This window comes from Microbacterium schleiferi (genome assembly GCF_015565955.1).
In the GTDB taxonomy this organism is placed as follows: Bacteria; Actinomycetota; Actinomycetes; order Actinomycetales; family Microbacteriaceae; genus Microbacterium; species Microbacterium schleiferi_A.
This window is the reverse complement of the sequence record NZ_CP064760.1, coordinates 259,368-281,017: the sequence shown is the minus strand read 5'-3', so window position 1 is coordinate 281,017 and position 21,650 is coordinate 259,368. Positions and strand designations below refer to the sequence as shown.

19 protein-coding genes, 1 tRNA gene and 1 pseudogene are annotated in these 21,650 nt (G+C 67.1%); 10 read left to right on the top strand and 11 right to left on the bottom strand.

Annotated features, from left to right (window positions below):
• Positions 1–29: 29 nt before the first annotated feature.
• The 4 genes and pseudogenes from IT882_RS01405 to IT882_RS01390 form a co-directional block, all read right to left on the bottom strand.
• Entirely contained in the window at positions 30–1,019 is a 990-nt protein-coding gene (locus IT882_RS01405; protein ID WP_195692858.1) for an ABC transporter substrate-binding protein, read from the bottom strand.
• A gap of 207 nt (positions 1,020–1,226) precedes the next feature.
• The gene (locus tag IT882_RS01400) at positions 1,227–2,654 is read right to left on the bottom strand and encodes an NAD(P)/FAD-dependent oxidoreductase (protein WP_195692857.1); all 1,428 of its coding nucleotides are present in this window, start codon (positions 2,652–2,654) and stop codon (positions 1,227–1,229) included.
• A gap of 48 nt (positions 2,655–2,702) precedes the next feature.
• Positions 2,703–3,074 carry a cupin domain-containing protein gene (locus IT882_RS01395; protein WP_195692856.1) on the bottom strand — a complete coding sequence of 124 codons (372 nt, stop codon included), beginning with the start codon at positions 3,072–3,074 and terminating at the stop codon, positions 2,703–2,705.
• Positions 3,075–3,084: 10 nt separating this feature from the next.
• A pseudogene (locus IT882_RS01390) lies at positions 3,085–4,397 on the bottom strand (aspartate aminotransferase family protein).
• 84 nt (positions 4,398–4,481) lie between these two features.
• Here IT882_RS01390 and IT882_RS01385 point away from each other — a divergent pair.
• Positions 4,482–6,008, top strand: coding sequence for a PucR family transcriptional regulator (locus IT882_RS01385; protein ID WP_195692855.1), 1,527 nt, complete (start codon positions 4,482–4,484; stop codon positions 6,006–6,008).
• A gap of 38 nt (positions 6,009–6,046) precedes the next feature.
• Here IT882_RS01385 and IT882_RS01380 read toward each other — a convergent pair whose 3' ends face one another.
• Both IT882_RS01380 and IT882_RS01375 read right to left on the bottom strand, forming a co-directional pair.
• Positions 6,047–7,567, bottom strand: coding sequence for a CoA-acylating methylmalonate-semialdehyde dehydrogenase (locus IT882_RS01380; protein ID WP_195692854.1), 1,521 nt, complete (start codon positions 7,565–7,567; stop codon positions 6,047–6,049).
• Between the two features lie 94 nt (positions 7,568–7,661).
• Positions 7,662–8,396, bottom strand: coding sequence for a sulfite exporter TauE/SafE family protein (locus IT882_RS01375; RefSeq protein WP_195692853.1), 735 nt, complete (start codon positions 8,394–8,396; stop codon positions 7,662–7,664).
• A gap of 239 nt (positions 8,397–8,635) precedes the next feature.
• Here IT882_RS01375 and IT882_RS01370 point away from each other — a divergent pair, with 239 nt between their 5' ends.
• The 3 genes from IT882_RS01370 (at position 8,636) to IT882_RS01360 (ending at position 12,023) form a co-directional block, all read left to right on the top strand.
• On the top strand, positions 8,636–9,799 hold the full coding sequence (locus IT882_RS01370) for an FAD-dependent monooxygenase (protein ID WP_195692852.1): 1,164 nt from the start codon (positions 8,636–8,638) through the stop codon (positions 9,797–9,799).
• 715 nt (positions 9,800–10,514) lie between these two features.
• Positions 10,515–11,315 carry a hypothetical protein gene (locus IT882_RS16170; RefSeq protein ID WP_229382231.1) on the top strand — a complete coding sequence of 267 codons (801 nt, stop codon included), beginning with the start codon at positions 10,515–10,517 and terminating at the stop codon, positions 11,313–11,315.
• 57 nt (positions 11,316–11,372) lie between these two features.
• A complete protein-coding gene (locus tag IT882_RS01360) occupies positions 11,373–12,023 on the top strand; it encodes a TetR/AcrR family transcriptional regulator (protein WP_195692850.1) in 651 nt (216 codons plus the stop codon).
• On the opposite strand, the gene IT882_RS01355 is transcribed toward IT882_RS01360, so the two are convergent.
• Complete coding sequence (locus IT882_RS01355; RefSeq protein ID WP_195692849.1) at positions 12,015–14,132, bottom strand: MMPL family transporter; 2,118 nt, start codon at positions 14,130–14,132, stop codon at positions 12,015–12,017. The two genes, IT882_RS01360 and IT882_RS01355, sit on opposite strands and share 9 nt — an antisense overlap.
• A 110-nt stretch (positions 14,133–14,242) precedes the next feature.
• Here IT882_RS01355 and IT882_RS01350 point away from each other — a divergent pair, with 110 nt between their 5' ends.
• The 3 genes from IT882_RS01350 to IT882_RS01340 all read left to right on the top strand — a co-directional run bounded on the left by IT882_RS01350 (position 14,243) and on the right by IT882_RS01340 (position 16,227).
• The gene (locus tag IT882_RS01350; RefSeq protein WP_195692848.1) at positions 14,243–14,743 is read left to right on the top strand and encodes a MarR family winged helix-turn-helix transcriptional regulator; all 501 of its coding nucleotides are present in this window, start codon (positions 14,243–14,245) and stop codon (positions 14,741–14,743) included.
• Between the two features lie 205 nt (positions 14,744–14,948).
• Positions 14,949–15,566, top strand: coding sequence for a TetR/AcrR family transcriptional regulator (locus IT882_RS01345; RefSeq protein ID WP_195692847.1), 618 nt, complete (start codon positions 14,949–14,951; stop codon positions 15,564–15,566).
• 55 nt (positions 15,567–15,621) lie between these two features.
• On the top strand, positions 15,622–16,227 hold the full coding sequence (locus tag IT882_RS01340; protein WP_195692846.1) for a DUF1295 domain-containing protein: 606 nt from the start codon (positions 15,622–15,624) through the stop codon (positions 16,225–16,227).
• 72 nt (positions 16,228–16,299) lie between these two features.
• Here IT882_RS01340 and IT882_RS01335 read toward each other — a convergent pair.
• A tRNA-Ser gene (locus tag IT882_RS01335) sits at positions 16,300–16,390 on the bottom strand.
• A 126-nt stretch (positions 16,391–16,516) separates the two neighbouring features.
• Between IT882_RS01335 and IT882_RS01330 the strand changes: the two genes are divergently transcribed.
• From IT882_RS01330 to IT882_RS01320, 3 genes are all read left to right on the top strand, one after another.
• Positions 16,517–17,041 carry a ferritin gene (locus IT882_RS01330; protein ID WP_195692845.1) on the top strand — a complete coding sequence of 175 codons (525 nt, stop codon included), beginning with the start codon at positions 16,517–16,519 and terminating at the stop codon, positions 17,039–17,041.
• A 163-nt stretch (positions 17,042–17,204) separates the two neighbouring features.
• On the top strand, positions 17,205–18,590 hold the full coding sequence (locus tag IT882_RS01325; protein WP_195693984.1) for an MFS transporter: 1,386 nt from the start codon (positions 17,205–17,207) through the stop codon (positions 18,588–18,590).
• Positions 18,591–18,614: 24 nt separating this feature from the next.
• Positions 18,615–19,565, top strand: a complete 951-nt coding sequence (locus IT882_RS01320) for an L-lactate dehydrogenase (RefSeq protein ID WP_195692844.1) — start codon at positions 18,615–18,617, stop codon at positions 19,563–19,565.
• 6 nt (positions 19,566–19,571) lie between these two features.
• Here IT882_RS01320 and IT882_RS01315 read toward each other — a convergent pair whose 3' ends face one another.
• The 3 genes from IT882_RS01315 to IT882_RS01305 are packed head-to-tail and all read right to left on the bottom strand — an operon-like array spanning position 19,572 to position 21,613.
• Positions 19,572–19,973, bottom strand: a complete 402-nt coding sequence (locus IT882_RS01315; protein ID WP_195692843.1) for an HsmA family protein — start codon at positions 19,971–19,973, stop codon at positions 19,572–19,574.
• Positions 19,974–20,024: 51 nt separating this feature from the next.
• Positions 20,025–20,822 carry an ABC transporter permease gene (locus tag IT882_RS01310; RefSeq protein ID WP_195692842.1) on the bottom strand — a complete coding sequence of 266 codons (798 nt, stop codon included), beginning with the start codon at positions 20,820–20,822 and terminating at the stop codon, positions 20,025–20,027.
• Positions 20,819–21,613 (bottom strand): ABC transporter permease, encoded by a 795-nt coding sequence (locus tag IT882_RS01305; protein WP_195692841.1) that lies wholly within the window; start codon positions 21,611–21,613, stop codon positions 20,819–20,821. Before IT882_RS01305 ends, IT882_RS01310 begins: the two co-directional genes overlap by 4 nt.
• Between the last annotated feature and the right edge of the window lie 37 nt (positions 21,614–21,650).

Here is a 21,650-nt window from a genome sequence, read left to right as displayed (position 1 = left end):
CCAGTGTGCGGCATCCCTTCCGTCATCTGTTACTGCTCCTGGATCAGCGTGTCGAAGTTCGGCTCCGCGTCGAGCACGCCGTAGCCGACGGCCAGCGAAGCGAGCTCCTGCAGATCCGCGACGTTCAGGTCCGCCGTGAAGACAGGAAGCGTGATGCCCGCGGCAGCGGCCTCCGGGATCTCCATGTACTTCACGAGCGCCGCACGCACGGCATCCTCGTTCTCGGCAGCCCACGACAGCGCCTCGCTCATCGCGTCGGAGTACGCCGCGACCAGCTCAGAGTTGTTGTCGATCATGTCCTGCGTCGTGATGTTGGTCAGCAGTGACAGCCCGGGGATCGTGGCCTGGTAGGGGTAGACGACGATGTTGCCGCCCGCACCCGTGATCATCGACATGAACGGGTCGGGAACCCAACCCGCGTCGATGTTGCCGGCGTCCAGCTGTGCCTGCACCTCGGGGAAGGCGACCTCGACGAACTCGATGGTGGTGGGGTCGCCTCCGGCATCCTGCACCGCCTTCATGATGGTGACATCGCCGGCGGCGCCGAGGCTGTTGACCGAGACGCGCTTGCCCGCGAGGTCGGCGGGTCCGGTGATCCCGGAGTCTCCGAGCGAGACGACCGCGTTGACATCCATGCCGGCGCTGACCGGCAGGCTGCTGGCGTAGTTGCTGATGATCACGGCGCCGAGATCCTGCAGGTTCGCGCGGAACGGGCCGAAGGGCTGACCAATGGCGAAGTCGATGTCGCCGCTCAGCAGCGCGGGGATGGCTTGCGCGCCACCCTGCGCGGGAACGACCTCGAGTTCGAGACCGTGGTCGGCGAAGATCCCCTCGTCCATCGCCGCCCAGAGAGCTCCGGTCTCGGCGATCGGGAGCGCGGCGACGCGGACCGTGGTCAGCTCCCCCGTGCCCTCGGTCATGGTTTCGGTCGGTTCCGGAGCGGCACCGGAGTCGGTGCATCCGGAAAGGAACAGGGCTGCGGCGGCAACCGCGCCGAGTGTTGCAAGACTCTTCTTCATCGGAGGCCTCTCGTTGGCGAACAGGGTGAGAGCGATACCACAGGTGCTCGGCTCGATCGTGTTCTCGCCGGCAGCACCGCGTTGTACCGTCGCAGCAATGGTGCGACGAGCCCGAGCCCTTTGTCAAGAAAAAGTGGACGACCGTCACAAAATAGTTGAACTTAGCGCCACCGAGGCATCCAACGACCCGCCGACCTCATCCCGTTCTCAGGAGTCGAAGCCGATCCCGAAAGCCCCGGCGAGCTTCAGCAGTGGCCCGTCCTTTCCGCCGTTTCGGTCGGAGGCGGCGACGGCCTGGCGCATCATCTGAATCAGCGGGTACGCGAGCGGCTCCGGCGGTATTGGAACGGGAAGGCGCCGCGACATCTTCAGCCGGGTGCGCTCGGTGTCGGCGCCCTCGAGCATGTCCAGCATGACCTCCGCACCGAACCGGGTGGCGGCGACGCCCAGCCCGGTATACCCGGCGGAGTACGCGACGCGACCGCGGCGGGCCGACCCGTGGAATGCGACAAGTTGCGTGCACATGTCGATGGCGCCGCCCCACTTGTGGGAGAAGCGGATGCCCTCCAGCTGCGGGAACGTGCGGGAGAAGTGGTCGGCGAGCCTCTCGAAGGTCTCGGGTCGCTGATCCTGCGCCGCGGCCACGCGCCTGCCCCGGTGGTAGACGGCGTCATATCCACCGAAGAGGATCCGGTTGTCGGCTGACTTGCGGTAGTAGTGGAACTCCCGCGAGGAGTCGGTGATGCCGTGCCGCTGGGTCCACCCGATGCCAGCGAGCTGCTCGGACGTGAGCGGCTCGGTCATGAGGACGTAGTCGTAGATGGGCACGGTGAACAGCCGCAGCTCCGGAAGCAGCGACGAGAAGACGTTGGTGGCCAGAGCGACGCGGCGAGCGCGTACCTCGCCCTGTGCGGTCTGGGCGACCATGAGGTCGCCATCGGCGCGAAGGCGCGTCACGCGCGTCTGCTCATAGATCTCCACGCCGAGACTCTCGGCTGCCGAAGCCAGCCCCCAGGCGAGCTTGGCCGGGTGCACATACGCGCTGCCCGCGCTCTCGAACATCCCCGCCCGGTACAGCGGCGAGTTGCCGCGTGCACGGAGTTCATCGCCCTCGAGAAACGTGGCGGTCGAGGACCTGGCTGCAGCATCCCGCAACCATGGGATCTGGTGGGGCTCGGTGGCGACGGTCAGAACGCCGGTCTCCTCCCACTCCGCATCGATGCCGTACCGGGTGATCGCCCGGCGGATCTCGCTGAAGTTCTCGTCAGCGAGCCGCATCAGCACCGGCATCTCGTCGGCGAAGTGCAGCTCCCCGTTCTCGTCCCCGTGGGTGAGGCTGGCCTCGCAGAACCCACCGTTTCGTCCGCTCGCGGCCCACCCCACGCGGTTTCCCTCGACAAGAACGACCCGCCGATCGGGCTGCCGCTCCTTGGCGACGACCGCGGTCCAGAGGCCCGCGAACCCCCCGCCGACCACGAGCAGGTCGGTGGACATCTGCCCCGACAACGAGGCTCGCGGCTCCGGCCGAGCGGGATCATCGAGCCAGAAGGGGGTCGTGGATGCCGAGGCCAGCGCTTCGCGGATGCTCCTCAGATCGGTGCGAATGTCATGCCCGTAGGCAGTCGGCGGGATCATGTGCGCCCTCTTCCGTGTGGATTGCTCGTGCAGCTCGGCCGGCGCGGATCATGACGTCCCGTCCGCGTCGACCACGATGTAGACCTTCCGGAGCGTTTCGGTCACGTGCCAGCGCGTCTGCATGCCCGCGTCGAGCCTGCAGAGGGTCCCGGGAACGATCTCGATGGTGCTCACGACACGCCCGCTCTCGACAAGCTCGACGGTGGCGCGCCCCGAGATGACCACGAAGACCTCGTCCACCTCGATGTCGCGCATCGCACCGGCGGTCATCTCCCAGATGCCCACGACCGCTCCCCCGACAGTTGCCAGGTCGACCGAGCCGGTGCGCGGCGTTCCTGCCAGGCATGCCTCGTCGGGCACGGGGTCAGTGCCGAGCGCGACCGCGCCGACCGCCATCGGTTCGAAGGGATCGACGCTCATCGGTCGGTCCTCAGCCCAGACGCTCGAGCGCCGCATCGATCACGCCGAGTCCGCGATCGAGGTCGGTCTCGGTGACCACGGCTGGTGGCACGACATGGAGACGATTCTCGGCGAAGAACCCGAGCACACCGTTGTCGAGAAGGTCCTTTTTCAGCGCCGCCATCCCCTCAGCGCCCAGCGGTTCGCGGGTTTCGGTGTCTGCGACCAGTTCGACGGCCCAGAACACGCCACGGCCGCGCACCTCACCGACGACGGCGTGGTGTGCTGCCATCTCGTGCAGGCGCGGACCCAAGACATCCGTGCCCATGCGAGCCGCGTTCTCGACGATTCCCTCGTCTGCCATGGCCTCAATCGTGGCGATGGCCGACGCCGCAGCAAGCGGATGCCCGGAATAGGTGAGGCCGCCGGGAAACACGCGGTCATCGAAGGCGTGGGCGATCAGCTCCGAGATGATGACACCGCCGAGGGGCACGTACCCGGAGTTCACCCCCTTCGCGAAGGTGATGAGATCGGGCGTGACGTCGAAGGCATCGAAGGCGAACCATTCGCCCGACCGCGCGAAGCCCGCCATCACCTCGTCGAGGATCAGCATGATGCCGTAGCGGTCTGCGATCTCCCGAACACCCGGAAGGTACCCGGGTGGTGGCACGAGGACTCCGGCGGTGCCGGGAATGGTCTCGAGCAGGATCGCCGCGATCGACTCGGGGCCCTCCGCTTGGATCGTGCGCTCGAGGTGGCGCAGCGCCCGCTCGCTCTCCTGCTCAGGGGTGGTCGCCCAGAACTCGCTGCGGTAGAGGTAAGGCCCGAAGACGTGGACATGCCCCGCGCGAACTCGTTGGGCACCCGCCGCCAGTCGCCCGTCGCGGCGATCGCAGCGCCGGTGTTGCCGTGGTACGAACGGTAGGTCGAGATGACCTTGTCGCGCCCGGTGAACAGCCGCGCCATCCGGATCGCGTTCTCATTCGCGTCCGCGCCGCCGTTGGTGAAGAAGACCTTGGCAAACCCCGCCGGCGCGCGGTCCAGAATCAGCTCTGCAGCCCGGGCGCGGGTCGCGTTGGCGTGAGCGGGCGCAATGGTCGTCAGCTGCGCGGCCTGCTTCTGGATCGCTTCCACCACGCGCGGATGCTGGTGCCCGATGTTCACGTTGACGAGCTGGCTCGAGAAGTCGAGGTAGTGGCGACCGTCGGCATCCCAGACCTCGGTACCGCTGCCGCCCACGATCGCCAGGGGAGCCAGCGATCGCTGGGCAGACCAGGAGTGGAAGACGTTCGTCCGGTCCCGCTCGCTGATGGACGCGTTGGTGTCATCGGGGGTGAGCTCCATGCTCCTAGTGTCCTCCGCAGAACAGGTTCGGATGGTTCACAATTGTCGTGCGACACGCCCCCGACTCGACAGATTGGCAAGCTCATGCCGGCAACGCTGGGTTCTCTTCTCGCGGACCGCACGTTCGGCCTGCGCGCCGTCGGCCACATCGACCCCGAGCGGCTCGACCTACCCGTGTCCTGGGTCCACAACTCCGATCTGCCCGACCCCACCCCGTGGCTCGAGCCCGGGCAGCTGCTCCTGACCGACGGAGGCCAGTTCCTGCCGCCGACCTCGGCAGAGCCCGATGCCTACTGCATCCGGCTGCGAGAGCGAGGTGTCGCCGGTCTCGGTTTCGCGACGAACGTCATCCATCCGGTCATCCCCGACGACGTGATCGAGGCGTGCCGTCGACACTCGGTGCCGCTGATCGAGGTTCCCCGGGCCACCCCGTTCATCGGGATCATCCGGCACGTCGCCGACGTCGAGGCAGCCGACCGCAGCGCGCGGCTGTCGTGGACACTGGAGTCTCAGCGCGCTCTCGCGCGCGCTGCGGTGCGTCACGACGGTCTGCGCGAGATCCTGCGCACGCTGTCGTCGCGGCTGGGCACCTGGGTCGCGCTCTTCGATGCCGCCGGGCGCCGTCTCAGCTTGCCGGGGATCGCCGATGTTCCGGCATCCGTCGAGGCCGAGGTCGACGAGCAGACCCGAATGCTGCTGCGAAAGTCGGCGCCGGCGAGTGTGCGTGTGGCGGGACCGCACGCAGCCACGCTTCAGACGATCGGACAGGCAGGTCGCCTTCGCGGCGTCTTGGCTGTCGGCGCGGACACACCCCTGGACTCGGGCCACGGCGACCTGGTCGAATCGGTGATCGCGCTCGCCAGCATCTCGCTGGAACAGCAGCGGGCCGTCTCGGATGCGCGCCTGCGGCTGCGCACCGGCGTGCTCGAGCTGCTGATCGCCGGGCGCGGGGGAGAAGCGGCGCGCTCGGGGGCCGCGGTGTGGGGTCGGATGCCGTCACCCCCGCTGCTGGCTGGACGGGTACCGGTGTTCTCTGGCAGCCAGTCACTGCTGGATGAGCTCGAGCTGATGGCCACGGCAGAGCCGGAGTCGCTCTTCTTCGCCGAACGCGAGGAGGAGCTCGTTCTGCTGGTCTCCCGGCATCGGCTGGCACAGCTGGGGAGCCTGCTCGCGGCGCACGACACGACTGCCGGGTTCGCGGAACTGGATCGGTGGGCAGCCCTGGGCCGCGCGCTGGCCGAAGCAGCGTACGCCGCCCAGTACGCGCGAGAGCCCGGCTCGGTCGAGTTCGCCGCGATCGCCGAGCACGGGGTGATGGGTACGCTCCGCCGCGGCGGTGGTGCGCTGGTTGCCCGCCGCATGCTCACTCCGCTCGATGCCCTTCCCGCCGAGCACCGCGACCGCCTCGTCGGTGCCGCGCGCGCCTGGCTGGATGCGAACACAGCGTGGGATCCGGCGGCACGGGCACTCGGCATCCATCGTCATACGCTTCGCGCGCGCATCGATGAGCTGGGAGAGCTTCTCGATCTGGATTTGTCGACCTTCGGTGCCCGCGCACAGCTCTGGGCCGCGCTGGAGCTCGCGGCTGAGAGTGGCGCCGCGACGAGCTGACCCCGGGCCCGAGACGACGCCGGGCCCAACACAACGACTCAGGTGTTCTGCGGGAACCCGAGGTTGATTCCGCCGTGGGTCGCGGGGTCGAGCCAGCGCGCGGTGACAGCCTTCTCGCGGGTGAAGAAGTCGAACCCGTGCACGCCGTACGCCTTCGCATCCCCGAAGAGGGACTTCTTCCAGCCGCCGAACGAGTGGTAGGCGACGGGGACGGGAATCGGCACGTTGATACCGATCATGCCGACCTGCACCTCGCTCTGGAACCGCCGAGCAGCGCCGCCGTCATTCGTGAAGATTGCCGTGCCGTTGCCGAACTCGCCGGAGTTGATGAGCGCAACACCGTCGTCGAAGCTTGCAACGCGCACGACCGAGAGCACCGGGCCGAAGATCTCCTCGGTGTAGGCGCGGCTCGTCACGGGAAGCGCGTCGATGAGCGTGGGGCCGAAGAAGAAGCCGTCCTCGTGACCCGTCACGACAAGGGAGCGCCCATCCACCACGATCCGCGCCCCGTCGGCTTCGGCGATGTCCACATAGCCCGCCACCTTCTGGCGGTGGGCGTCGGTGATGAGCGGACCCATGTCGGGCTCGGCACCGTCGGCACCAGCCCCGTTGCCGACGGTCAGCGCCGCGATGCGATCAGAGATCTTGGCGATCAGCTCGTCGGCGACGGGCTCGACGGCGAGCACCACGCTGATGGCCATGCACCGCTCACCAGCCGCACCGTATCCGGCGTTCACCGCCTGGTCGGCGACCAGGTCGAGGTCGGCATCCGGAAGAACGAGCATGTGGTTCTTTGCGCCGCCCAACGCCTGCACCCGCTTGCCGTTTCGCGCCGCGGTCTCGTAGATGTACTGCGCGATCGGGGTGGATCCGACGAAGCTGATCGACTCGACGACCGGTGAGTTCAGCAGGCCGTCGACGGCGAGCTTGTCGCCCTGCAGCACCGTGAAGGCGCCGGCAGGCAGGCCCGCCTCCGCCCACAGCGCGGCGAGCCACAGCGCGGCTGACGGGTCCTTCTCGCTGGGCTTGAGCACGACGGCGTTGCCGGCAGCGATGGCGATGGGAGCAAACCACAGCGGCACCATGGCCGGGAAGTTGAAGGGGCTGATGACCCCCACGACACCGAGGGGCTGCTTGAGGGAGTAGACATCGATGCCGCTGGATGCGTTCTCGGAGTACGCGCCCTTCACCAGGTGCGGGAACCCCGTGGCCATCTCCACGACTTCCTGACCGCGCAGGATCTCTCCCATCGCGTCGGAGAGCACCTTGCCGTGTTCGGCGGTGATGATGGCGGCAAGCTCCGACTTTCGCGCGTTGAGCAGCTCACGGAAAGCGAAGAGCACGCCCTGCCGCTTGGCGATCGACCAGGTCGACCACACCTCGAATCCCCGGCGGGCCGAGGCGATCGCGGCATCCGTCTCGGCCTGATCAGCCAGCGCGACGTGAGCCGTCACGGCACCGGTTGCCGGGTTGAAGACGGGCGCGGTGCGGCCGGATGCCGAGGGCTGCGGGGCCCCGTCGATCCAGTGCGGGATGGTCGGGATGTCGCGATCTGCCATGTCGTCAGGCTAGGCCAACCACCACAGCGAGCCGATCGACAATCTGTCACGCCTAGCGAGTGCGGATGCCACACCGGCATGCGCTTCCCGCGCATCACACGAGCAGGTACACGGCTCCTACGACGGTCAGAACGATCACGGTCTGTTCGAACAGGCGTTGGCTGATGACGGAGGCGATACGCCTGCCGACCAGCGCGCCGACGACGACCGCGGGCACAAGGATCACATCGATCAGCAGCCCGGACGGGGTGATGAGTCCCAGACCGATCGAGAACGGAACCTTCGCGACGTTCACCGCCGCGAAGAACCACGCTGCAGTGCCGAGGAACACCTGCACCGGCAGCCGCGCGGCGAGGAAGTACATCGACATGACGGGGCCTGCGGCGTTGGCGACCATCGTCGTGAACCCGCCCAGCACACCGTAGAAGCCCGCGGCTGCCGCGCCGGGCACGGCGGCGTCATCCGTGCGCCATCTGCGCCAGAGTGTCACGGCGATCACCACGAGCAGAATGACCCCGATCGTCCGCCTCACCCACTGATCCGACGCGAACGCCAGGAACAGGGTGCCCACGAGGATCCCCGCAATGACCGTGGGGATGAGCCGCAGGAGGGCCCGTACGTCGGCGTGCCGCCGGTAAGCCAGCAACGCCAGGGCGTCACCGACGATCAGCAGCAGCAGAATCGTCCCGGTGGACTGTTTGGCCGGGAGCGCGGCAGCGAACAAGACCACGGCGATCGTCCCGGCTCCGGGCAACGCTGCCTTTGACAGCCCGATGACCACGGCGCCGGTCGCGAGTGCGACCCACGCGAGCGCGCTCAGCTCCGGCACGGCAGGTCTTCGATGGTCACCATCGGCACGCTACCGGAGGCTCGTCCCCCGCGGACGTACCCGGCGCTGCCGCGGGCGCCGCTGGATGCTGGCCGACAGTCTCTGCGAGAAGGCCGGGGCCTCTTGCGCATCCCTCCTGGCGACCGTTAGGTTGTAAATCCGAACTATCACTCGGATTCGAATAACCAACCCGTTTTCGCTGGCCGAGTACCCCGACGGCTGCTCAGAGAGGAAATGCCATGGCAGAACCGATGAAGATCCTGATCGTCGGTGCCGGTATCGGCGGTTTGACGACAGCCTCGGCCCTCGCCCGCATCGGCGCGCACGTCGATGTCATCGACGTCAAGCCGGACAACAGCGTCGCCGGCGTCGGGTTCGGGCTCCGCATCAACGGGTTGCGCGCGTTGCGCGAGATCGGATTGCTGGAGAAGTTCCTCGAGCTCGGACATCCTGCTCCCGGGATCGACAACTACGACGCCGACGGCAACTTCCTGAGCAACATGAGCTACGGGACGCAGGATGAAGGCCTCCCGGGCTGCGTGACGATGGCGCGAGTGGCCTTTCTCGAGATGGCTGCCCAGCACGCTCTGGACCTGGGCTGCACCATCCGGATGAGCACGACCGTGACGGAGCTGACGCAGGACGACAGCACGGTCTCCGCCACCTTCAGCACCGGCGACCGCGGCGAGTACGACCTGGTTCTCGGCTTCGACGGCATCAACTCGCAGATTCGCCACGATCACTTCGGTCAGAAGTACGCTCCCCGGCCGGTGGGCGGCGTCGCGTGGCGCGCGGCCCTGCCGAATCGACGCAAGCTCATGCAGCCGATCATCTGCCAGGGCTACGGCGGCAAGATCATGCTCACACCACTGTCGGAAGACACGATGTACATGGTTCTCACCGTCGCCGAGGACGGGCGCCCCCGCTACGACACCGCCCAGATGGCCGAGATCATGCATGATCGAGCCGGCGCGCTCACCCGAGGATCCGAGTTCCTGGCCGACGCGCTCGAGGACGTTCGACACTCCGAGAACGTCGCCTACACGCCCTACTCAACAGTGTGGGTGCCCTACCCGTGGTTCCGCGGCCGCGTGATGATCATGGGCGACGCCGCGCACGCCATGACGCCCTACCTCGGGTCCGGCGCAGCGATGAGCATCGAGGACGGAGTCGTCTTGGCCCAGGAGCTCGCGAAGGATCAGTCGCTCGTCGATGCGCAGCTGAACGTCATGAAACGTCGCCTGCCGCGCGTGCGCGCCGTCCACGATCGCTCCATCGAATCGATGCTCGAGGAGTTCGACTCGGTGACACCAGAGACCTACCGCGATCGGGTCGAGTACCTCCGCCGCGACGAACCGATCGCGAACGAGTACGCCAATCGCCTCCTGCGGATGCCGTACTGAACGACCGCACCCACCCCGCCACGACCGAGGAGCCACGCGTGTCGCACACTGATGACTCATCCCCCGCCGTCACTGCTGCAGCGGATTCATCCACCCGAACCTTTGTCGTCGACGTCGGCGACGAGAGCTCGTTCCGACAGCTGAATGGTGTCGGCGGCATCCCCGGACCCGTCGAGGGCTACCCCCAGTTCCCGGACATGACGCCCCTGTGGCGCGAGGCGGGAGTGACGGTGGTGCGCTCGTTCGACTGGGTCTCGCGCCTCGACACGCGCAACAACCCGACGAGCCTCTTCCCCGACTGGAGCGCCGACGTCGACGATCCCGCGAGCTACAACTTCGCGGCAACCGACCAGTGGGTGGAAGCGGTGCAGTCGATCGGTGCCGAGGTCATGTTCACGGTCGCCAGTTCGATCCCCTCGAACAAGCTGCCGGCCGAGGATGTCGAGGTGTACGGCCGCGTAGTGGAGCACATCGTGCGCCACTACTCGCAGGGGTGGGCCGGGGGCCCGACCACGCCCATCCGCATCTATGAGTTCGGCGATCAGCCCGACTTCGGACCGCTGCACTTCGCGGGACGGCCCGAGGAGTTTTACGCGATGTACCGGGCGTTCTGCGAGGCGGTGCATCGCGTAGACCCCACGCTGACGGTCGGGGGCCTGCCACGGCCTTCCCCCTTGAGCTCGACGCACCGTACCGGGAAGGCTTCCTCGAGTTCGTGCGTACGAACGACCTGCCGCTGGACTTCTTCTCTTTCCTCTGGTTCACCGACGGCAGCCGCGACCCCCTCGACTACCGGTACGTATCCGAGCAGCTCCGCGCGCTGCTCGATCGCTACGGGTTCACCGATACCGACCTGACACTGAGCTATTGGAACTACCTCGCCGTTCCCAGCAGCACCGCTCCCGCGGCAGAGAAGGGCGCATTCCAGGCGGCGACGGCGATCTACCTCCAGGACACCGTGATCGACCATGCCTTCTTCTTCCGGGCCGACACCGGACTCGATCCGCACTACGGCTTCGTCGATCCCGGGGGAGTCGGCGCGGCCGACGGCAGTCCCGACGAACGCTCCCGCGCGCTCGCGATGGCTGGGCGTGCGCTGATGGGACGCCGGCTTGCCGTCACCGGCGGCGACGAGTCGGGTCTGGCCTGTGCGGCAAGCCGCGACGGAGAGACGGTGCGCCTCCTCGTGGCCAACTACGTCGCCCCCGATACAGCGCTCACCGAGCGAGCGGAGGACCGGTTCACCTTCCGTATCCCGATCGGGGAGCAGCGCATCGAACTCGGCCTCACCCTGCCGCCGCAACGCCGCGACCTGGCATCGGCGGGAGTGAGGTCCGCCCGCATCGAGATGACGAACCTCCCCTGGACCGGGCGCGCCGTGGCCGTCACGTGCACCTCATCGGCAGGAGCGGTCGACGCCCCCCGCGATGTGATCGTTTCGGACGGGGGCGCGCTCCAGCTCGACCTCGAGCTCGCACCTCACTCCGTGTTCCTGGTCGAGGTGCAGGAGCGGTAGGCGCGAGAGCTGGTGGTTACACTCCCGACGAGAGACGACACGCGAAACGGAGCGATGATGGCGACACGATCGACCGTCAACGGGGTGGCTGAGCCGAAGCAGCGCCGCAGCCGCGACTCCTTCGCGAAAGTGCGCTCCGCGGTACTACAGCTCCTCCAGGAACGCGGCAACGGACAATTCTCCATCGCCGAGGTCGCCGCCGCCGCTGGTCTATCTGTCGGCTCCATCTATGGCCGAGTTGCGAGCAAAGCCGACCTGCTGAGAGCTGTCCAGAGCGAAGAGTTCGATCGCCTCGACACCGAAACCGAGGATCGCGTCAGCACCGCGGGGGCGGGCGCCGCGGATTTCGAACAGGCCACAACCGCGATCGTGACCGCGTACGCCGAGATCCTGCGGCAGAACCGCGAGCTGCTGTCGCCGTTCTTCCTGCTCGGCGTCGAGGATCCCGCCATCAGCGCACGGGGGCGTCAGTCTGGCGATGCGGGGCAGGCAGTCTTCGTCGGCGCCCTTCTGGCCGCAGCCGACGAGCACAACCGTGCGCTGACCGAGGCACGCGCGGACTGGGCCTTCGAAGTCTTCTACAGCCTGAGCGTGCGCTACCTCGGCCTCGGCGTCGCGGCAACGGTCAGCCCCGAGAGCGACGTTGACGGGGATGAACTGCTCGGACGCCTCGCCGATACGGTTCATCTGATCCTGACGTCAGGCTGACCGCTCCGGCGAGGAAGCCGCGGAAGCCAGGGCATCCGCTCCCTGCTCCCGAGCGTGAGCGTCGGTGAGCGCCGGCTTGCGCGGCCACCAGAACCGGTCCTTCGCGATGAAGGCCATGGCCGGCACGATCACCGTCCGAACCAGCAGGGTGTCGATCAGCACACCGATGCAGACGATGACACCGATCTGCGTGAGGGTGATCAGCGGCAGCACACCCAGCACGGCGAACACGGCAGCCAGCAGGATGCCGGCACTGGTGATCACCGCACCGGTTGCGGCGAGCGCGCGAATCATCCCCTGCGTGATACCGAGGTGATCGGCCTCCTCCTTCGCGCGGGTCACGAGGAAGATGCTGTAGTCCACTCCGAGGGCGACAAGGAAGAGGAAGCTGAACAGCAGCACGTTGTTGTCGATCGCGGGGAAACCGAACAGCGGGGTCTGGAAGAGCCACCAGCTCGCGCCGACCGCAGAGAAATAGCTGATCACGACGGCCACCAGAAGCAGCACGGGAGCAAGCAGGGCGCGCAGCAGGATGACGAGAACGATCAGGACCAGAACCAGGATCAGCGGAATCAACAGAGCCTGATCACGGGCCTGCGCGTCGGCGACATCCAGAGCCTGGGAGTCCAGGCCGCCGACGAGCGCCTCACCGGAGCCCACGTCGTCGAGTTCCCCGCGGATCGTCTCGATCGTCGCGAACGCTTCTTCGGTTTCGGCGCTTGCCCCCAGGACGACATCGATGCGCACCAGATCACCGGCTTCTTCGGTGACGGCAGCCGAATCGACCCCGTCAATGCCGTCGAGCGCGGCGACGGTTTCGTCGGCCTCGTCGATGGGCGCGACGACGAACGCGGGAGAGGTTGCCCCGGCCGAGAAAGCGTCGGCGAGGATCTCTTGCCCCTGCACGGCTTCGGGCGTCTGCCGGAATCGGTCGTTCTGCGACAGACCTGTCTGCACAAAGAGCACCCCGGAAGCCAGCACGCCGAGCACGGCAACGCCCGAGAGAGCGACGACGATGGGACGCTTCGAGACGGCGCGACCGAGCTTGCCCCACGGGCTCCGTGAGATCGCGTCGGGCGATCCGAAACGCGGGATGTAGGGCCAGAAGAGACCGCGGCCGAACAGGACAAGGGCCGCCGGGAGAACGATCAGGGCGAAGGCCATCGCCACGATGATGCCGACCGCGCAGGCAAAGCCCAGAGCGCGGTTGCCGGCCAGTTCGCCCAGGAGCAGTGATGCAAGCGCCAGAGCGACGGTCGTGCCGCTCGCGATGATCGCCGGGCCGGCGCCCCGGAGGGCACGCCGCATCGCTTCGCGCCGATCCTCATGCAACCGCAGTTCATCGCGATAGCGGGCGATCAGCAGCAGCGCGTAGTTCGTGCCCGCGCCGAAGACCAACACCGACAGGATGCCGGTGATCGAGGCATCCAGCGCGATGCCGACGGCCGCCGCGACCTGACGGGCGATGATTCCGGCTGTCGCGTCGGCGACACCGATGACCGTCAGCGGCACGAGCCACAGCCACGGGCTGCGGTAGGTGACCAGAAGCAGCACGGCCACGACGATGACCGTCGTCAGCAGCAGGGTGAAGTCGGCGCCCGCGAAGACTGCTGCGATGTCGACCTCGAAGCCTTCGGCGCCGGTCAGGTAAACCCGCACATCATCGCTCAGGTCGGCGGATGCCGCATCCCGCAGTTCCTGCGCCCGTTCCGTCTGTGCCGCGACATCCTCTTCGGGCTCGAGGGGAACAACCAGGAACGCGACGTCGCCGTCCTCGGAGACCTGGGCGGGCGGCACGAAGCCGTCGGGGGTGAAGTCGGCCAGGGCGTCGAAGGCTTTCGCGTTGATCTCGGCGAGGTCCTCGTCCGAGAGTTCACCACTCTCTGAAGCAAACACGAGGATCGCCGAGGTCGAGTCGGCACTCGGGAACTCCTCGAGGAGTGCCTGCGCGCGAACCGATTCCGCAGAGTCAGGGAGACCAACCGATGGTGCAGTGTCCGATTCCTCGCCTCCGGCCAAGGCGAAGACCCCGCCGACCGCGAGTGCAGCGAGCACCAGCACGATCCACGAGGTTCGCGCAGCAGTGATGAAGCGAAGGAAGGCATCCATGGTCATTCCCCTTGTCCGATACCGGATATGCGGTTCACGGCTGTGTCAGCTCTATTGCTAGAGAAACTAGTTACCCGGGAGCTTACAGTAAATGCGCGTACGATGAGAGCGTGGATACAGACCAGCCGGTGGTGCCGCGCGAGGACCTGCCCGCGGGGACGGGACACCCGGGCCCGCCGGTCCATCGAGCAACCCAACTGCTTCGCGATCTCGTTGATGCCACCGATCTCTTTCGCGAGTCGCTTCAAGACGACCTCTCGGTGAATGCCACCGATCTCGCAGCGATGCAACACCTGCTCACCACGGGCCCGACAGCCCCCACCGGGCTCGCTCGCCGTCTCGGAATCTCCACGACAGCAACCACGACAGCCATCGATCGTCTGGTCGACCTCGGTCACGTGACCCGCGAACCTCACCCGAGCGACAGGCGCAGCATCCTCGTCGTCCCGAGTGACACGTCACGAGCGCGCGCCTTCGACCTGCTCGTCCCCCTGCTCGCCGACCTCGAAACAGTCCTCGCGGGCTTCTCGGATGAGGAACAGGCCGCGATCACGGCCTATCTCGAGCGCGCCGCGGCGGTCTACCGATCCCACGCCGAGCGCGACCAGTAGCGAGGGCCACAGCGCCGACACGGGCTCGTTCATCTCCCCGCTGCGCCAGACGAAGTGACGAGATGCAGGCACCAGGCCGCGGCCGAGTTCACAGGAGTGAACCTGACGGCGCACGTGCTCGATGATCGCGTCCCCGCAAGGATGCCGAGCGCGCGGTGGGTCGCCTCTGCCACCAGAAAAGTAAACATATGTTTACAATAGGAGCATGGCTCCTCCGACCACCGTCCGCGCACTGCGGATCCGCGACACCGCCCTCGCGTTGATCGCCCGGCCCGGCGGTGCCGCGACCACCGTGCGCGACATCGCCGCCGCCGCCGAAGTCTCCCCCGCCCTCCTCATCCGTCACTACGGGTCCATGGATGGCGTGCGCGACGCGGTCAACGCCCACGTCACCGCCACGGTGACAGCCGCCCTGTCCGAACTCGTCAGCGACGACCTCCTCGACGCCGGCGCCCAGGACTCCCTCGCTGCCGCACTCCTCGACAGACTCGGCGCCGATTCGCCGATCCCCCGCTACCTGCTGCGGATGCTGGTGGACGGTGGCGACAGCGGACGCGCCCTGTTCCGCGAGCTCTACGCGGCCGGTCGACGCACCGTCGATGCCATGGTTCGGGCGGGAGTACTCACCGACGCATCCGATCCGCGAGCGCGCGCCGTGGTGCTGACCACCCACGACCTCGCGGTTCTGATCTTGCGCGAGCCCATCACCGAGGCCCTCGGCGCCGACCCGCTCAGCCCTGCCGGGGCCACCACGTGGGGCACCGAGCTCGCCGACATCTACCGCGGCCTGCAGCCGCCCGAGACCTCTGAGGAGACATCATGAGCACCCCGTCAACCCGTCCCAGAAGGCGAAGATCCTCTTCTTCGGGATTCACGTCGTGATCGCAGCCGGAGCCATCGCGCTCTTGGTCTGGGCGTTCCCCGCGTGGTTCGGGTGGGGGCCGACGCAACCACTGCGAGCCGGCGTGCTCATCGCGATGATGCTCGTCTACCTCATCCGTCACGGGATGACCCTCTTCGTGATGCTGAACCGCCCTGTGCCGGCCGCCGAAGTGGTGCCCGTCCTGGTCTGGATCGCGATCATCGATGTCACGATGGCGGCAGCCGGATCGATCAACACCGCCCCCGTGGGCTGGATGCTGTGGCTCGGCGTTGTCCTGTACCTCGTCGGTTCGTACCTGAACACCGGCAGCGAGTGGGACCGCAAACGCTTCAAGGCCGACCCGGCTCACAAGGGCATGCTCTACACGGGCGGACTGTTCCGCTACACGCAGCACCCCAACTACCTCGGCGACACGATCCTGTTCGCCGGCTTCGCACTCGCGACCGGGCTGTGGTGGGCGCTGGTCATCCCCGTCATCATGGCCGCGATGTTCATCTGGATCCACATCCCGCGCCTGGACGCGCACCTCGCTGAGCACTACGGCGAGCAGTACGAGCGCTACAACGCGACGACGAAGAAGTTTCTCCCGCTGGTCTGGTAGCCGCAGGTTCCGCGCGGTGCGCCGGGGAGGGCGCGGCAACGCGAAAACCCCCGACTCGTCGGGGGTTTTCTCTGGCGGTGACGGTGGGATTTGAACCCACGGTAGGGGGTTACCCTACACAACTTTTCGAGAGTTGCACCTTCGGCCGCTCGGACACGTCACCGTCGTCCAGTTTACGACACACCGGCGCTGCCCGGAAACGCCGTCCCCGCCCCCACTCGCGACTCCCCAGCGCCCGCGTCGCTCTGCAAGGATGGAGTGAAGAGTTTCGCGACCCGATCGGAGTGCCATGTCCTCGTTCGACCAGCTGCTGTCTGAGCAGATCGGCCACGAATTCGCCGCCAGCCAGCAGTACATCGCCATTGCCGTCTGGTACGACGATCACGATCTCCCGCAGCTCGCGCGGCACTTCTACCGTCAGGCGGTTGAGGAGCGCAACCACGCGATGATGCTGGTGCAGTACCGCCTCGACCGCGACATGGGCGTAACGATCCCCGGCGTTCCGGAAGTACAGACCGAGTTCGCGGACCACGCCGAGCCCATCCGCCTCGCGCTCGAGCAGGAGAAGCGCGTTTCGACGCAGATCGAGGCGCTGTTCGCGGCGGCACGCGCCGAAAGCGACGGCCTCGGGGAGCAGTCGATGCTGTGGTTCCTCAAGGAGCAGGTCGAGGAGGTCGCGTCGATGACGACCCTCCTGAACATCGCCGAGCGCACGACGAACCTCTTCGACATCGAGAACTTCGTGGCTCGCGACATGCCCAACGGCGACTCGACCGAGTCGGATGCTCCGCCCGCCGCCGGCGGCGCCCTCTGAGCTGCCCGCCCTTTTCCACCGAACCCACACCTTCCACTGCGAACCCACCGGATTCGCCGGCCGAAAGGTGTGGGCTCGGCGCATGAGGTGTGGGTTCGGCGGTTGCAGCCTGAGCGACCCAACCACCGCGCCGAGCGCGTAGCGTGACGGTGTGACCTCTCGCATGAGCCGATCGCAGCGGCTCATCCTCACGATCGCGATCCTGGCGTCGTTCGTCGCCTTCCTCGACGGCACGCTGATCAACGTTGCCCTCCCCGCGATCGAGACCGAACTCGGCGGTGGGCTGACGACGCAGCAGTGGGTCGTGGATGCCTACCTCATCACCCTCGGCTCCCTCATCCTGCTCGCCGGCTCGATCTCGGACGCCTTCGGTCGGCTGCTCGTCCTGCGGATCGGCCTGTATGGATTCGCCGCGGCATCCGTGGTGATCGCAATCGCGCCGGACCCCGTCATCCTGATCATCGCTCGCGCGGCGCAAGGGGCGGCCGGCGCGTTCCTCGTGCCGAGCTCCCTGGCACTCATCACCTCCCGCTTCGACGGGGCGATGCGGGGCCGGGCGATCGGAATCTGGACGGCGATGACGACCGGCGCCATGATCGTCGGCCCGCTCATCGGCGGCGTCTTCGTCGATTACCTGTCGTGGCGCATCGCCTTCGTCATCAACGTGGTGCCAATCGGCATCACCCTGTGGCTGCTCCACACCCTCGGCGAGCGCGATGAGCGCCGCCCCGACGCACGCATCGACTGGATCGGCGCCGCCCTGTGCACCTTCGGACTCGGCGGCGCGGTCTTCGCGCTCATCGAGCAGCCGAACCTCGGATGGGGGTCGCCGGTGATCTGGGGAACCTTCACGATCGGCATCCTGCTGTTCGCGCTTTTCCTCTGGCGGCAGCGAACGGCAACAGCCCCCATGCTGCCCCTCGACCTGTTCCGCATCCGCAACTTCTGGACGGGGAACATCACGACCCTGTTCGTCTACGCGGCACTTTCGCTCAACGGATTCGTGGTCACCGTCTACCTCCAGCAGGGAGCCGGCTTCTCGGCGACCCTCGCAGGGCTTGCGAGCCTGCCGACCACCGTCATGATGGTGCTGCTCAGCGCTTCGATGGGGTCGCTGTCGGACCGCTTCGGACCGCGCCTCTTCATGACCGTCGGGCCTCTCATCATGGCTGGCGGCTCGCTGCTGCTCCTGACGGTCACTGACCCCGTCAACTACTGGCTGCAGCTGCTCCCCGGGCTCATCCTCTTCGGGCTGGGCCTCGCGATCACGGTGTCTCCCCTCACCGCCGCGATCCTCGGCGCGGTCGATCCTGCCCGGTCCGGGATCGCGTCGGCCGTCAACAACGCCGTCTCCCGCATCGCCGGACTCCTCATCATCGCCACCCTCGCGACGATCGTCGCGGGAAGCCTCGACCTGAACGGGTTCCACCGCGCCGTTGTCGTCACGGCGGGCCTCATGGTGGCGGGCGCGATCGTGTCATTCCTCGGGATCCGCACCGCCGACATCGCGCCGGCCGAGGCGAGACCGGAGCCCGCTACCGGGGCGTAACGCAGACCTGAGAGACTGTCCCCCATGAGCGTGATCGAGAACTCGAAAGTCACCGTCGTCGGCGCAGGTAGCGTGGGCTCCAGCGTCGCCTATGCGGCGCTCATCCGTGGCTCGGCCCGCCACGTCGCCCTCTACGACATCAACACCGCGAAGGTGGATGCCGAGGTGCTCGACCTCGCCCACGGCACCCTGTTCACCGGGTCGAGTGACATCAGCGGTGGCAGCGATGTCTCCGTGGCCGAAGGGTCCCACGTCGTCGTGATCACGGCAGGCGCCAAGCAGAACCCGGGACAGAGCCGCATCGAACTGGCAGGTGTGAACGCGGGCATCCTGCGAAAGATGCTCCCTCAGCTCCTGGAGGTCGCCCCCGACGCCGTGTACGTCATCGTCACAAACCCCTGCGATGTGCTCACCGTTCTCGCGCAGGAGGACACCGGGCTTCCCCCGGAGCGGCTGTTCGCGTCGGGAACCGTCCTCGACACGTCCCGCCTACGTTGGAAACTCGCGCATCGAGCGGGGGTTGCCACCTCGAGCGTGCACGCCTACATCATCGGTGAACACGGCGACACGGAGTTCGCTCTGTGGTCCCATGCGAGCATCGGCACGGTCCCGCTCCTCGAGTGGGAGTCGGATGGCCACCCCCGAATGACGGTTGATGAGCTGGACGCCATCACGGTGGATGTGCGCGACTCCGCGTATAAGGTCATCCAGGGCAAGGGCGCGACCAACTATGCGATCGGACTCTCGTCAGCGCGCATCATCGAGGCCATCCTGCGTGACGAGAACGCCGTCTTGCCCGTCAGCACGGTGCTGCAGGACTTCCACGGCATCGACGGGGTGGCGCTCTCGGTGCCCTCGATTGTCAATTCCCGGGGCGCGTTCCCGATCCGCCAGACGCCGTTCTCGCCGAACGAGCTCGCGCTGCTGCGCCGGTCGGCCGACGCCCTGCGCGAGGTAGCCTCTTCGCTGCGCTGATCCGGATCAGCTCCCGCCGCCGCCCATCGCCGCGGCAGCACCTGCGATGTAGGGGATCAGCCAGATCGCCCAGACCACGATGCTGAAGCGATGGAACACCGCCTTCTCGTGTTCACGATTGCGGATGAGCACGATGACCGCCCACAGCAGGTGGATGGCCATGAGGATGATGGCAGCCAGGCCTGTCCAACTCATGAGCGTGTCAAGCGGACTTGCCGCAACGCCAGCGGCCCGGCGGTCGCCGGCGATCTGCGACATGAGGAGTGTGCCCGTGGTGTCTGCCGCGAGTCCGAGTGCGAAGAACGCCGCGTGCCACCAGCGCAGCGTGCGCTGGATGCGCTCTGCCCACACGCCGACCGAGTAGAAGACGAGGGCGAGGGTGATGATGACGATGGCTGCGATGAGCATGTGCAGACTCTAGCAATGCTTCAGCAGAACTGAAGGACGCTGTCTGGCCGTTCAGTCGGCAGCTACCGCGCCGAACCGGCGGGTCACGAGAGCTTCGACGATGCTGACGACCGAGTAGGCCAACATCGTCATCACGGCGATCGTGACGGCAGATGCCCACATCTGATTGAAGTCGAAGGCACCAGCCGCGCGGGAAATGGAGCCTCCGAGGCCTTCACCGGTCGCCAACCATTCGCCGATCATCGCGCCGGTCACCGCCAGCGGCACCGAGAGCCGAGCCGAAGCGAACAGGGCCGGCATGGCGCTCGGAATCGAGATCTTGCGCAGCACTGTCCACGCCGTGCCGCCGTAAGCGTGCACGAGTTCGACGTGCTGCGGATTCACGGCGCGAAGCCCGTAGACGAGGTTGATGAGCGCGGGGAAGAAGACGACGGAGGTCACGACCGCCGAGACGCCGATGACATTGATGCCGAAGACGAGTGTGATCAGCGGCGTCATCACGAGCAGCGGGATGGAGCGAGCCAGCATGATCGGGGGGATGACGGCATGCTCCACCGACCGGGACATCACGAACACGATCGCGAGCACGAACGAGAACACGAGACCGAGGACATACCCCACAATGCAGTCCCGGGCTGTGATCAGCAGATTCGACAGGATGATGGCCCGGTTTTCTGCCGCGTCGTCCGCAACGAAGAGCCAGTTCCACACATCCCAGGGGCGCTTACCGACGAGCGGAATCACGTCCATGCTCTCCAGCACAATGATCCACACGATCACGGCAAGGGTCGCGGCGATCGCGAGCAGACCCAGCCGCTTGCCGATGACGGCCCAGACGCTGTCGTTCATCGCTGAGCTCCCAGGTCGGTCTCGGCAGACCAGGGCAGCACGGCACGCCCGATCCAGCCGATGATGAGGTATCCGGCCAGCGAGAGGAGCCCGATCACGAGGCTGAGCGCGAACGTGCGTGCCGGCAGGATGTCGCGTTGCGCCGCCTGTAGTGCCACGCCGATGCCGACGTCGATCCCACCGAGGTACTCGCCAACCAGGGCGCCGATGAACGCAGCCGGTACGGCCAGCTTGAGCGCATTGAACACGGACGGCAGCGCCGCCATGACCTGCACCTTGCGCAGCCGCATCATGCGACCGCCGCCGTAGGCGCGCACCAGTTCCAGGCTCGACTTCTTCGCGGCGTGGACCCCCAGCAACGACGTCACGAGGGTCGTATAGAAGACCACGAGCGCAGCCAAGAATGTGGCCGCGGTCGCACCGCCGAACATGATCATCACGAGAGGCCCGATCGCGGTGATGGGAAGGCTGTCAGCCACGACCCCAACCTGGTTGGCGACCTGGTCTAGCGACGGAAGCAGCAGAACAATGGCGGCGATCGTCAGGGCGACAGTGACGCCGATGAGGTAGCCCGGGACCATCCGCCCGAACGTTGCGCTCAGGTTCGCCCAATAGAACTCCCAGCCGTCCGAGGCGGCCGCCGCAACGATCCCGGCGGGACTGGGCAGTGCCCTGCCCGGCACGATGGCCGCCGCAACCGTCCACACGATGAGGAGGATCACGACGCCAGCGGCGCCGAGCAGGGCAGGAGAAGACGAGACAACGCGCTCACGCACGGTGGTACCGCTCATTGCTGGACTCCTTTGACGCCAACGCGTCGTCTCGTTT